This window comes from Pseudomonas sp. ASL7 (genome assembly GCF_056680375.1).
The window spans coordinates 2,753,410-2,766,028 of the sequence record NZ_CM155279.1 but is presented as its reverse complement, the minus strand read 5'-3'; the positions used below and the strand labels follow the sequence as shown (position 1 = coordinate 2,766,028).

Genomic DNA, 12,619 nt, shown 5'->3' with positions numbered 1-12,619 from the left:
TTTAAAGAAGGTGTAGTTGCGATGAAACGTGTAGGTCTGATCGGTTGGCGCGGTATGGTCGGTTCCGTGCTCATGCAGCGGATGCTGGAAGAGCAGGATTTCGATCTTATTGAGCCGGTGTTTTTCACCACTTCCAATGTCGGTGGCCAAGGCCCGTCCGTGGGCAAGGACATTGCCCCGCTCAAGGACGCTTACAGCATTGAAGAGCTGAAAACCCTCGACGTGATTTTGACCTGTCAGGGTGGCGACTACACCAGCGAAGTCTTCCCGAAGCTGCGCGAGGCGGGTTGGCAGGGTTACTGGATCGACGCTGCTTCCAGCCTGCGCATGCAGGATGACGCGGTGATCGTGCTGGACCCGGTGAACCGCAAGGTCATCGACCAGCAGCTCGACGCGGGCACCAAGAACTACATCGGCGGCAACTGCACCGTCAGCCTGATGCTGATGGGCCTGGGCGGTCTGTTTGAAGCCGGTCTGGTGGAGTGGATGAGCGCCATGACGTATCAGGCGGCCTCCGGTGCCGGCGCGCAGAACATGCGTGAACTGATCAAGCAGATGGGCGCAACCCACGCGGCTGTCGCGGATCAACTGGCCGACCCGGCCAGCGCCATCCTCGACATCGACCGCCGTGTTGCCGAAGCCATGCGCAGCGATGCGTACCCGACCGAAAACTTCGGCGTGCCCCTGGCTGGCAGCCTGATCCCGTGGATCGACAAGGAACTGCCGAACGGTCAAAGCCGTGAAGAGTGGAAAGCCCAGGCCGAGACCAACAAGATCCTCGGTCGCTTCAAGAGCCCGATCCCGGTCGATGGTATTTGCGTGCGCATCGGCGCTATGCGCTGCCACAGCCAGGCGCTGACCATCAAGCTGAACAAAGACGTGCCGATCGCCGACATCGAAGGGCTGATCAGCCAGCACAACCCTTGGGTCAAACTGGTGCCGAACCAGCGCGAAGTCAGCATTCAGGAGCTGAGCCCGACGAAAGTCACCGGCACCCTGAACGTACCGGTTGGCCGTTTGCGCAAGCTGAATATGGGCACGCAGTACGTCGGCGCGTTCACCGTCGGCGATCAACTGCTGTGGGGCGCGGCCGAACCGCTGCGTCGCATGCTGCGGATTCTGCTTGAGCGTTGATCGATTGATGCAATGAAACAACCCGTGCCTTGAAAGAGGTGCGGGTTTTTTTATGGAAGTTGTATCGTCAGTCAGGGCCTCATCGCGAGCAAGCTCGCTCCCACAGGGTTCGGCGCAATCCTTGTGGGAGCGAGCTTGCTCGCGATAGGGCCGGCACAGCCGCCACAAATCCCCGGCCGAATTGCCTGCATGCCCACCACCCGGTAAAGTGCCGCTCCCCCCGTTTCGCCAGAGGTAGAACCATGAGCCAGTCCTTTGATATTGCCGTGATCGGCGCCACCGGTACTGTCGGCGAAACGCTCGTGCAGATTCTCGAAGAGCGCGACTTCCCGGTCGCCAACCTGCACCTGCTGGCCAGCAGCGAATCCGCCGGGCATTCGGTACCGTTTCGCGGCAAGAACGTGCGTGTGCGGGAAGTCGATGAGTTCGATTTCAGCAAAGTCCAGCTGGTATTCTTTGCAGCCGGCCCGGCGGTGACCCTGAGTTTTGCCTCGCGTGCCACGGCGGCCGGATGCTCGCTGATCGATCTGTCTGGCGCCTTGCCGGCCGATCAAGCACCGCAAGTGGTGCCTGAAGCCAATGCGCAGGTGTTGGTCGGCCTGAAAAAGCCATTTCAGGTCAGCAGCCCAAGCCCGTCGGCCACCACGCTGGCGGTGGTGCTGGCGCCGTTGCTCGGTTTGCTCGATCTGCAACGCGTCAACCTGACCGCCTGTCTGGCGGTCTCCGCTCAAGGGCGCGAAGCCGTGACCGAGTTGGCCCGCCAAACCGCCGAGCTGCTCAATGTGCGTCCACTGGAGCCAACTTTTTTCGATCGGCAGATGGCCTTCAACTTGCTGGCGCAAGTCGGCAAGCCTGATAACCAAGGCCATACGCTGCTGGAAAAACGCCTGGTGCGCGAACTGCGTCAGGTCATGGCGTTGCCTTCATTGAAGATTTCCGTGACTTGCATTCAAGCCCCGGTATTTTTTGGCGATAGCTTTAGCGTGACCTTTCAATGCGCGGGTGATATCGACCTGGCGAAAGTCAACGCAGCCCTGGAGGACGCACCGGGTATCGAACTGGTGGAAGCCGGCGATTACCCGACGGCGGTAGGCGACGCGGTAGGGCAGGATGTGGTGTACGTCGGTCGGGTTCGCCAGGGTATCGATGACCTGTCGGAACTTAATTTGTGGCTGGCGTCAGATAACGTACGCAAAGGCGCGGCGCTCAATGCTGTGCAGGTGGCCGAATTGTTGATAAAAGACCTTGTGTAAAAGATACTTGGCAACAATTTGTCGAATGGTTCTAGCCGAGCGTTATGCTCTGCCTGATTGCTGAAGGCGAGCCATCCTGTGTGGCTTCGCGTGGCATGAATGAAATGATCGCGCCCGACGACTCTTCGCCGCCGCGCGCAATGCCTTACGGCAGCGGCTATCAACACCTTCTCGCTGGCCGAGGAATGTTCAAACAAAGGATGAGGCTATGGTTCAAGTTCGCAAACTGGTGTTAGCAATTGCGGCCGCCTCGGCGCTGTCCTCCGGTATGGCGCATGCACTCGGGCTCGGGGAACTGACTCTGAAGTCGACGCTGAACCAGCCTCTGGTGGCGGAAATCGAGTTGCTCGACGTCAAGGACCTCACCGCTGCCGAAGTGGTGCCGAGCCTGGCTTCGCCCGATGATTTCGCCAAGGCCGGTGTTGATCGCCAAGCGTTTCTCAATGACCTGACCTTTACCCCGGTGCTCAACGCCAGCGGCAAAAGCATCCTGCGTGTAACTTCAAGCAAGCCGCTCACCGAGCCGATGGTGAAATTCCTGGTTCAGGTGATGTGGCCCAACGGTCGTCTGCTGCGCGACTACAGCGTGCTGCTTGATCCGTCCAAATTTTCGCCGCAAACCGCCAATGCGGCCGCGCAACCTGCGCCGACCCAAACCGTCACGGCGCCCGTCACCGGTGCGACCAAGCCGACTCAATACACCACGACGCCGCGCGATACCCTGTGGGAAATCGCCGCGAAGGCGCGCAACGGTGGTTCGGTTCAACAAACCATGCTGGCCATTCAGGCACTGAACCCGGATGCCTTTATCGACGGCAACATCAACCGGCTGAAAACCGGTCAGGTGCTGCGTCTGCCGGATCAGGCGCAGAGCACTAACCTGCCGCAACCCAAAGCCATCGCTGAAGTGGCCGCGCAGAACACGGCGTGGCGTCAGGGGCGTCGTTATGTCGCCAAGCCTGGCGCCGGCCAACAGCAACTCGACGCCACCAAGCGCGCGCGCGGTGAAGGCACTTCGCCCAAAGTCACCAAGGACACGCTGAGCCTGGTCTCTGCCGGCACTGGCAAGGGCCATGGCAAGGGCGCCGCGGGCGATGCCAAGAATCTGAGCAACAAGCTGGCCGTCACCCGGGAAAGCCTCGACACGACCCGTCGTGACAATGCCGAACTGAAAAGCCGCATGACCGATCTGCAAAGTCAGATGGACAAGCTGCAGCGTCTGATCGAACTGAAGAACAATCAATTGGCCAAGTTGCAGGCAGAAGGGAGCGCAACGGCGCCCGCTGCGATTGCCCAGCCTGCGGCACCGATATCGGCCGAACTGGTGGCCAGCCCTGCAACAACGCCAGCCCCTGTGATAACGCCCGCCCCCGCGGCAACCGCACCTGAGGCTGCGCCAGCCCCGGTTGAAAAGCCAATCGAGCCGGCGCCGATCGCGTCCGACGAGCAACAATACAACGACCTGCTGACCAATCCGTACCTGCTGGGGCTGGCCGGCGGCGGTGCGGTGATTCTGCTGCTTTTGTTACTGTTGCTGGCCCGTCGCCGCAAAGCCCAGCAAGAAGCCGAGAAGCATCTGCGCATGGCCCGAGCCTTGTCTGAGGAGCAGGAATTTTCTGTGGACCAGGACCTGCCGGAGAGCAGCTTCGAAGGTCTGGAAGTTCCGCCACCGAGCGTGAAACTCGCTACCGCACCGACGCCGACGCCGACGCCCGCGCCAGTACCTGCGCCCGCACCGGTGATTGCTCCAGTCGTAGTCACGCCACCGATCGCCGCGCCACTGATATCGCCTGCTGCCGAGCGTGATAATGACGTACTGAGCAAGGCTCAGTCGCACATTGCCGCCGGTCGATTGAATCAGGCGGCGGCGTTGCTTGAGGACGGCATCAAGCAAGAACCGCAACGCAGTGATCTGCGCCTGAAACTGATGGAAGTCTACGGTCAGCAGGGCGATCGCAATGCATTCGTCGCCCAGGAGCGCCAACTGGTCGCCAACGGTGACAACTACGCTCAAGTCGAACAGCTGAAAAGCCGCTTCCCGGCCATGGTTCTCGTGGCTGCCGGTGGCATCGCTGCCGCCGCCGTCGCGGCCGAACTGGACGCGCAATACGTTAAAGACTTGTTGCAGGACGAGCCGCAAGCGCCGGAACCGGCCTTGGCCGATGACGATTTCGACAGCGCCTTCGATCTGAGTCTGGATGATCTGGAAGCTGCCTCGCCTGCCTCGCCTGCAGTGGTTGCGCCGGAACCCGAGCCAGAAGCGGCTGCCGAACTGAGCGAGTTCCCGCAAGACGATGATTTGAGCTTCGAGTCGGTGTTGCAGCAGCACACAGAAATCAAGGACAACCTTGATGACCTGTCGGACTTCGATCTGGACATGGACCTCGGTGGCGATGCCTCGCCAGCAACCCTGTCCGAAGACGATTTCCTGTTGAGCCTGGATGATGACCTCAAGGATATTCCTGTCGCTGATGCGCCGGTTGCCCCTGCGGTGCCGGACGATCTGGACCTGCTGGGCGACTTCGACCTGTCGCTGGCCGATGAAATGGGCGGTCTGGAGGCGCCGGATGCGTTCGCTGCCGAGCTGAATGATGTCAACGCCGAGCTGGAGAGTTTGTCCAGTAGCGTCGGCGAACCGAGCTTCACCGCGAAAGACGCTTTGGCTTCTGCGGATGACGAGCTGGAATTCGACTTCCTTTCCGGTACCGACGAAGTTGCCACCAAGCTCGATCTGGCCCAGGCCTACATCGACATGGGCGATAGCGATGGCGCCCGGGATATCCTCAATGAGGTAGTGACTGAGGGCGATGCCGGCCAGAAGAGCGAAGCCAGGGAAATGCTTTCGCGTCTGGCTTGAGTCATCGACACGGCGTAAACAAAACGGCAGCCCATCAAGGCTGCCGTATTTGTTTTAGCGGTGGTGCGATGGTGTCTATGGGATCGCCTTCGTCGGAACGCCGCCCGGAGCAGGCTCGCTCCCACATGGATCTCCAGTGTTCACAAAACCCTGTGGGAGCGAGCCTGCTCGCGAAGGGGCCATTCAACACCGTATTGGCTGTTGCACTGGCATCCCCGTCCGGCGGCCTTATAATGCCCGCCTTTGCGTACATCAGCAGGCTGTCACTCCTTGGCAAATATAGATAACCCGTCCGCCGAACAGGCGGCCGATGGCTTTTTCCGGATCGCGTTGGGCGTTGAATACAAAGGTTCGCGTTACCGCGGCTGGCAGCGCCAGGCCTCCGGCGTACTCACCGTGCAGGAAACCCTGGAAAAGGCCTTGTCCAAAGTCGCCGACTCACCTGTGTCGTTGCTCTGCGCCGGGCGCACTGACGCCGGCGTGCATGCTTGCGGGCAGGTGGTGCATTTCGACACGCAGGTCGAGCGTTCGATGAAAGCCTGGGTCATGGGTGCGAACATAAATTTGCCCCACGACGTGAGCGTCAGTTGGGCCAAGGTCATGCCGGCGCATTTTCATGCGCGGTTCAAGGCCATCGCCCGGCGTTATCGCTACGTGATCTACAACGATCAGATCCGTCCCGCGCACCTGAACGAAGAAATCACCTGGAACCACCGTCCGCTGGATGTCGAGCGCATGGCCGAGGCTGCCCAGTATCTGGTCGGCACCCATGACTTCAGCGCTTTCCGTGCCGGCCAGTGCCAGGCCAAGTCGCCGATCAAGGAGCTGCATCACTTGCGCGTTACGCGCCACGGCAAGATGATCGTGCTGGACATCCGCGCCAGCGCGTTCCTGCACCATATGGTGCGCAACATTGCAGGTGTGCTGATGACTATCGGCGCCGGCGAGCGCCCGGTGGAGTGGATGAAAGAAGTGCTGGAAAGTCGCATTCGCCGTTCTGGCGGGGTGACGGCGCATCCGTTCGGCCTGTATCTGGTGCAGGTCGAGTACCGCGATGAGTTCGAATTGCCCGAGCGTTACATCGGCCCACACTTCCTGACCGGTTTCACGGAACTTGACGGCTGACGCCTTCGAACGCTTTTGTTACCATCCGGGACTTTCTCGGATTTGCCTTGAGGTTCTATCGACATGTCGGTCGTTCGCAGCAAAATTTGCGGGATTACCCGCATAGAAGATGCGTTGGCGGCGGTCGAGGCGGGGGCCGATGCCATCGGATTTGTATTTTACGCCAAAAGCCCGCGGGCGGTGACGTTTCAGCAGGCCAGGGCGATCATTCAGGCCTTGCCGCCATTCGTGACCACCGTGGGTTTGTTCGTCAATGCCAGTCGCTGCGAGCTGGGTGAAATCCTCGACGCTGTGCCGCTGGACCTGTTGCAATTTCACGGTGATGAAAGCGCCACCGAGTGCGAAGGTTGGCATCGGCCATACATCAAGGCCCTGCGGGTCAAGGCCGGTGATGACATCGCGGCGGCGTGCGACGCGTTTCCGAGCGCCAGCGGTATTCTGCTTGATGCTTATGTTGAAGGCGTGCCGGGCGGAACTGGTGAAGCTTTCGACTGGTCACTGATACCGCAAGGCTTGAGCAAACCGATTATCCTCGCTGGCGGCCTGAGCGCCGATAACGTCGCCGAGGCGATTGCGCGGGTTCGGCCTTATGCCGTGGACGTCAGTGGTGGAGTAGAAGCGAGCAAGGGGATCAAGGATCACGCCAAGGTTCAGGCGTTTATCACCGCGGTACGTAGGGCGTGTAGGAGCGCGTAGATGTGACGGCTGGCACACTGCCGCCGTCCACAGGCATGGCTGAGGGTTTTTGGGGTGTACGCAGGTCACGTTTAGCTGATCCGGCAACCCATCAATCATCGCCGCACACATGAATTTAGCTCAAGGGCATACGCGGGGCTGCGAACCAGAGCGTTCGGGCCGCCGGTACTGGAGAAAGAAAGCATGAGCAACTGGTTAGTAGACAAACTGATCCCTTCGATCATGCGTTCCGAGGTCAAGAAGAGCTCGGTGCCTGAAGGTTTGTGGCACAAATGCCCGTCTTGCGAGGCAGTGCTGTATCGTCCGGAGCTGGAAAAAACCCTGGACGTTTGCCCTAAGTGCAACCACCACATGCGTATCGGCGCACGCGCGCGCATCGACATCTTCCTCGACGCTGAAGGCCGCGCCGAACTGGGCGCGGACCTGGAGCCGGTTGACCGTCTGAAGTTCCGCGACGGCAAGAAGTACAAGGATCGCCTGACCGCTGCTCAGAAGCAGACGGGCGAAAAAGACGCACTGATTTCCATGAGCGGTACCTTGCTGGGCATGCCGGTTGTGGTCTCGGCCTTCGAATTCTCCTTCATGGGTGGTTCGATGGGTGCCATCGTTGGGGAGCGTTTCGTTCGCGCCGCCAACTACGCACTGGAAAACAAATGCCCGATGATCTGCTTCGCCGCTTCCGGTGGTGCGCGGATGCAGGAAGCGCTGATCTCGCTGATGCAAATGGCCAAGACCTCCGCGGTGCTGGCGCGTCTGCGTGAAGAAGGCATTCCGTTCATCTCCGTGCTGACCGATCCGGTATACGGCGGTGTTTCCGCCAGTCTGGCGATGCTGGGCGATGTGATTGTCGGTGAGCCGAAAGCCCTGATCGGCTTCGCCGGTCCGCGTGTGATCGAGCAAACCGTGCGTGAAAAACTGCCGGAAGGCTTCCAGCGCAGCGAGTTCCTGCTGGAGCACGGTGCAATCGACATGATCATTCACCGTCAGGAACTGCGTCCGCGTCTGGGCAACCTGCTGGCACAAATGATGGGCCTGCCGACGCCGAAATTCGTTGCCGCGCCAATCGAACCTATCGTAGTTCCACCGGTACCTGCCAACCTATGACCCAACGTACCCTTGGCGAGTGGCTCGCCTACCTTGAGCAGTTGCACCCTTCGGCCATCGACATGGGGCTGGAGCGCTCGCAACAGGTAGCGTCCCGCATGGGGCTGGGCAAGCCGGCGCCTAGGGTGATCACGGTCACCGGCACCAACGGCAAAGGTTCTACCTGTGCATTCGTGGCATCGTTGCTGCGGGCGCAGGGCCTGAACGTAGGCGTCTACAATTCTCCGCACCTGCTGCGTTACAACGAGCGGGTGCAGGTCAATGGCGTCGAAGCCACTGACGCCGAGCTGTGCGAAGCCTTTGCGGCGGTTGAGGCGGGGCGTGGCGACACTTCCCTGACGTACTTCGAGATGGGCACCCTGGCGGCGTTCTGGCTGTTTCAGCAGGCAGGGCTTGATGCGGTGGTGCTGGAAGTCGGGCTGGGCGGACGTCTGGACACGGTTAACGTGGTGGACGCCGACATGGCGCTGGTCACCAGTATTGGCGTCGATCATGCGGACTATCTGGGCAATACCCGTGAGTCCGTGGCTTTTGAGAAAGCAGGCATCTTCCGCCAAGGCGCACCAGCGCTCTGTGGTGACCTGAATCCTCCGCAACCTCTGCTGGATAAAGCGCGCGAGCTGGCCTGCCCGTTTTACCTGCGTGGGCGCGATTTTGACCTCGGTGTGACCGATCACAACTGGCAATGGCGCGGTCAGGACGCTCAAGGGCGTGTGGTCGAGTTGCATGATCTGCCGTTGCTCGATCTGCCGATGGAAAACGCCGCGCTGGCGCTGCAGGCTTATCTGTTGCTCGGTTTGCCTTGGCAGGCTGCACAGATTATTGATGCCCTGAAAGCGACTCGGGTGGTCGGTCGTCTTGATCGCCGCCAGTTCGACTGGCAAGGCAAGCGTCTTAACGTGTTACTGGATGTCGGGCATAACCCGCATGCGGCAGAGTATCTGGCCCGCCGTCTGGCCAGTCGACCGCCCGCAGGCAAGCGACTGGCGGTGTTCGGCTTGCTGGCGGACAAGGATCTCGATGGTGTTGTCGGTGAATTGAATGCTAGTGTCCAGCACTGGGCTGTCGCGCCGCTGGATTCACCGCGGGCGCGCCCCGTATCCGACCTGCAGGCTGCGTTGCAGTCTCTTGGTGCTTCGGTAACAGCTTATGACAGCGTCGCCGCGGCCCTGGAAGGGCAGTGCGCGCTGGCGACGAGCGACGACGAGATTCTGTTGTTCGGATCATTTTATTGTGTCGCCGAGGCCCTCGATTGGCTGGCTCGGCGCTCCACGGAGGAAGCGGCAAATGGCATTGCTGGATAAGGCGTACAAGCAGCGCATGGTCGGCGCCCTGGTTCTGGTGGCGCTGGCAGTGATTTTCCTGCCCATGCTGTTTTCCCGTCAGGATGAACAGCGTCAGGTGATGGTCCAGGCCCCGGCTGCGCCGCAAGCGCCTTCGGTGCCGCAAGTACAGGTCGAGCCGGTGGTGGTGCCTGAGCCGCAAGCGTTGCCACAAGAGCCGGTGCCAAGTGATGACGAGATCGCTCAGCAAGAAGCACCGTTGGCGAAGTTGACGCCGGTTGCGCCGAGTGCGCCTGTCGCCAAAGCGGTCACGCCGCCTCCTGTCGCCAAGCCTGCCAAGCCTGCCGCGCCGCCAGCTCAGCCCATCACGGCCGCACCGGGCAAGCCGGACACCACGCAAAGTCGCGTCGATGCCAATGGCCTGTCGGTCAGCTGGTCGGTGCAGCTGGCCAGCCTGTCGAGTCGTGAAAGTGCAGAAAGTCTGCAGAAAACCCTGCGTAGTCAGGGTTACAACGCGTACATCCGCGCCGCCGATGGCAAGAATCGGGTATTTGTCGGGCCGCTGATCGAGCGTGCGGAAGCCGATCGTCTGCGTGACCTGTTGAGCCGCCAACAGAACCTCAAGGGGTTTGTGGTGCGCTTCCAGCCTGAGCGCGGTTAACAAGCACCGCGAACTTTGTAGCAGCTGCCGAGCCCGCGAGGCTGCGTCCGGCGGCGAAGCCGTCGTAAATCGGGCCCGCACGGTATCCCTGATGCACAGCGGAGCCTGATTTTACGGCTGCTGCGCAGCCGGACGCAGGCTTCGCCAGCTGCTACAGGGGCGTATGCTATTGCCTCTATTTGAAATGCACTGACAATCGCAGCTTACCGATAAGCATGGGCTCTGCTAAAATGCGCCGCCTTATCCGTCTGTAGGCTGCACTGTGCCATTTACCTGGGTTGACTGGGCGATCGTTGCAATCGTCGCCATCTCCGCATTGATCAGTTTGAGCCGCGGCTTCGTCAAGGAAGCACTATCGCTGGTGACCTGGATCATCGCAGGAGTTGTCGCCTGGATGTTCGGTGGTTCATTGTCCGAGTACCTCGGCGGTTACATCGAAACGCCATCGGCTCGTGTGATCACGGGCTGTGCCATCATGTTTGTCGCCACCTTAATCGTGGGCGCAATGATCAATTATCTTATCGGCGAGTTGGTACGCGTCACCGGGCTATCCGGGACCGATCGATTCCTCGGCATGGCCTTTGGCGCCGCGCGTGGCGTGTTGCTGGTGGTCGTGGCGGTCGGGCTGTTGAGCCTGGGGCCGGTACAGCAGGACGGGTGGTGGCAGCAGTCACAGCTCGTGCCAAAATTTCTATTGGTTGCAGACTGGTCCAAAAACCTGATCCTTGGGTGGAGCAGTCAGTGGCTTGCCAGCGGTATCAGCGTACCCGCTGAGATACCGTTCAAGGAGCACCTCTTGCCGATGGTCAAAACACCTCAGTAAGTTGTGTTCAGTTCAGATCCATTAAGTAGGGGTTGCGTCGCATGTGTGGCATCGTCGGTATCGTCGGTAAGTCGAACGTCAATCAGGCGCTGTATGACGCGCTAACCGTCCTCCAGCACCGCGGCCAGGACGCTGCCGGTATTGTCACCAGCCATGATGGCCGGTTATTCCTGCGCAAGGACAATGGTCTGGTGCGTGACGTGTTCCATCAGCGTCACATGCAGCGCCTGGTCGGGCACATGGGCATTGGCCATGTGCGTTACCCGACCGCGGGCAGTTCGACCTCGGCCGAAGCTCAACCGTTTTACGTCAACTCGCCTTATGGCATCACCCTGGCGCATAACGGAAACCTGACCAACGTTGAACAGTTGGCGAAGGAGATTTACGAATCTGACCTGCGCCACGTCAACACCAATTCCGATTCGGAAGTGCTGCTCAACGTGTTCGCACACGAGCTGGCCCAGCGCGGCAAGTTGCAGCCAACCGAAGAAGACGTATTCGCGGCCGTCACCGACGTGCACAACCGTTGCGTCGGTGGTTACGCGGTCGTAGCGATGGTGACCGGTTACGGCATCGTCGGTTTCCGCGATCCGCACGGCATCCGCCCGATCGTCTTCGGCCAGCGTCACACTGACGAAGGCGTCGAGTACATGATCGCCTCCGAAAGCGTCTCCCTGGACGTGCTCGGTTTCACCCTGATTCGCGACCTGGCGCCGGGCGAAGCGGTCTACATCACTGAAGACGGCAAGCTGCACACCCGTCAGTGCGCGACCAACCCGTCCCTGACTCCATGCATCTTCGAACACGTCTACCTTGCGCGTCCGGACTCGATCATCGACGGCGTATCGGTCTACAAGGCCCGTTTGCGCATGGGCGAGAAGCTCGCCGAGAAAATCCTGCGCGAGCGTCCACAGCATGACATCGACGTGGTTATTCCGATTCCGGACACCAGCCGCACTGCGGCCCTGGAGCTGGCGAACCACTTGGGCGTCAAGTTCCGCGAAGGCTTCGTGAAGAACCGCTACATCGGCCGGACCTTCATCATGCCAGGGCAGGCGGCTCGGAAAAAATCCGTACGCCAGAAGCTCAACGCCATCGAGCTGGAGTTCCGCGGCAAAAACGTGATGCTGGTGGACGACTCGATCGTTCGCGGTACGACGTGCAAGCAGATCATCCAGATGGCCCGTGAAGCCGGCGCCAAAAACGTCTACTTCTGCTCCGCGGCACCGGCTGTTCGCTACCCGAACGTCTATGGTATCGACATGCCGAGCGCCCACGAACTGATCGCTCATAACCGTTCGACTCAGGACGTGGCGGATCTGATCGGCGCAGACTGGCTGATCTATCAGGACCTGCCTGACTTGATCGAAGCGGTCGGTGGCGGCAAGATCAAGATCGACAAGTTCGATTGCGCGGTGTTCGACGGCCATTACGTCACCGGCGACGTCGACGAGGCTTACCTGAACAAGATCGAGCAGGCCCGTAACGATGCCTCCAAGGTCAAGACGCAGGCAGTCAGCGCGATCATTGATCTGTATAACAATTGAGTAACGAACAACCTCGCGGCTGGCCACTGTAGGAGCGAGCTTGCTCGCGATGGACGTCAACGATAACGCGGCTGCCCTGAATCAGTGTGCCGCCCTTGAGTTCTTCGCGAGCAAGCTCGCTCCTACAGATGGTGCA

The 12,619-nt window shown here is 60.4% G+C and carries 10 protein-coding genes; all 10 read left to right on the top strand.

Features of this window, described 5'->3' with window-relative positions:
* Nucleotides 1-21: 21 nt before the first annotated feature.
* The 10 genes from asd to purF all read left to right on the top strand — a co-directional run bounded on the left by asd (nucleotide 22) and on the right by purF (nucleotide 12,483).
* Nucleotides 22-1,134 (top strand): aspartate-semialdehyde dehydrogenase, encoded by a 1,113-nt coding sequence (asd, locus tag AC1MDT_RS12715; protein ID WP_201113013.1) that lies wholly within the window; start codon nucleotides 22-24, stop codon nucleotides 1,132-1,134.
* Nucleotides 1,135-1,376: 242 nt separating this feature from the next.
* Nucleotides 1,377-2,387, top strand: coding sequence for an aspartate-semialdehyde dehydrogenase (locus tag AC1MDT_RS12710; protein ID WP_480422326.1), 1,011 nt, complete (start codon nucleotides 1,377-1,379; stop codon nucleotides 2,385-2,387).
* 208 nt (nucleotides 2,388-2,595) lie between these two features.
* Nucleotides 2,596-5,244 (top strand): FimV/HubP family polar landmark protein, encoded by a 2,649-nt coding sequence (locus AC1MDT_RS12705; RefSeq protein WP_480422325.1) that lies wholly within the window; start codon nucleotides 2,596-2,598, stop codon nucleotides 5,242-5,244.
* 270 nt (nucleotides 5,245-5,514) lie between these two features.
* On the top strand, nucleotides 5,515-6,369 hold the full coding sequence (gene truA / locus AC1MDT_RS12700) for a tRNA pseudouridine(38-40) synthase TruA (protein WP_480422324.1): 855 nt from the start codon (nucleotides 5,515-5,517) through the stop codon (nucleotides 6,367-6,369).
* Nucleotides 6,370-6,432: 63 nt separating this feature from the next.
* Nucleotides 6,433-7,065: a phosphoribosylanthranilate isomerase gene (locus AC1MDT_RS12695; RefSeq protein WP_480422323.1), complete on the top strand. Its 633-nt coding sequence runs from the start codon at nucleotides 6,433-6,435 to the stop codon at nucleotides 7,063-7,065.
* 183 nt (nucleotides 7,066-7,248) lie between these two features.
* Entirely contained in the window at nucleotides 7,249-8,169 is a 921-nt protein-coding gene (gene accD, locus AC1MDT_RS12690) for an acetyl-CoA carboxylase, carboxyltransferase subunit beta (RefSeq protein ID WP_046026890.1), read from the top strand.
* A complete protein-coding gene (gene folC / locus AC1MDT_RS12685; protein WP_480422322.1) occupies nucleotides 8,166-9,473 on the top strand; it encodes a bifunctional tetrahydrofolate synthase/dihydrofolate synthase in 1,308 nt (435 codons plus the stop codon). The genes accD and folC overlap by 4 nt, the downstream gene beginning before the upstream one ends.
* Entirely contained in the window at nucleotides 9,457-10,113 is a 657-nt protein-coding gene (locus AC1MDT_RS12680; protein ID WP_480422321.1) for an SPOR domain-containing protein, read from the top strand. The genes folC and AC1MDT_RS12680 overlap by 17 nt, the downstream gene beginning before the upstream one ends.
* Before the next feature lie 262 nt (nucleotides 10,114-10,375).
* Nucleotides 10,376-10,936, top strand: a complete 561-nt coding sequence (locus AC1MDT_RS12675) for a CvpA family protein (protein WP_414907803.1) — start codon at nucleotides 10,376-10,378, stop codon at nucleotides 10,934-10,936.
* A 41-nt stretch (nucleotides 10,937-10,977) separates the two neighbouring features.
* Nucleotides 10,978-12,483: an amidophosphoribosyltransferase gene (gene purF, locus AC1MDT_RS12670; RefSeq protein WP_480422320.1), complete on the top strand. Its 1,506-nt coding sequence runs from the start codon at nucleotides 10,978-10,980 to the stop codon at nucleotides 12,481-12,483.
* Nucleotides 12,484-12,619 lie beyond the last annotated feature (136 nt).

Excerpts from the sequence above, each read along its gene's own strand:
- asd (WP_201113013.1), top strand. The coding sequence starts at position 22 with ATGAAACGTGTAGGTCTGATCGGTTGGCGCGGTATGGTCGGTTCCGTG.
- AC1MDT_RS12710 (WP_480422326.1), top strand. The coding sequence starts at position 1,377 with ATGAGCCAGTCCTTTGATATTGCCGTGATCGGCGCCACCGGTACTGTC.
- AC1MDT_RS12705 (WP_480422325.1), top strand. The coding sequence starts at position 2,596 with ATGGTTCAAGTTCGCAAACTGGTGTTAGCAATTGCGGCCGCCTCGGCG.
- AC1MDT_RS12695 (WP_480422323.1), top strand. The coding sequence starts at position 6,433 with ATGTCGGTCGTTCGCAGCAAAATTTGCGGGATTACCCGCATAGAAGAT.
- accD (WP_046026890.1), top strand. The coding sequence starts at position 7,249 with ATGAGCAACTGGTTAGTAGACAAACTGATCCCTTCGATCATGCGTTCC.
- folC (WP_480422322.1), top strand. The coding sequence starts at position 8,166 with ATGACCCAACGTACCCTTGGCGAGTGGCTCGCCTACCTTGAGCAGTTG.
- AC1MDT_RS12680 (WP_480422321.1), top strand. The coding sequence starts at position 9,457 with ATGGCATTGCTGGATAAGGCGTACAAGCAGCGCATGGTCGGCGCCCTG.
- purF (WP_480422320.1), top strand. The coding sequence starts at position 10,978 with ATGTGTGGCATCGTCGGTATCGTCGGTAAGTCGAACGTCAATCAGGCG.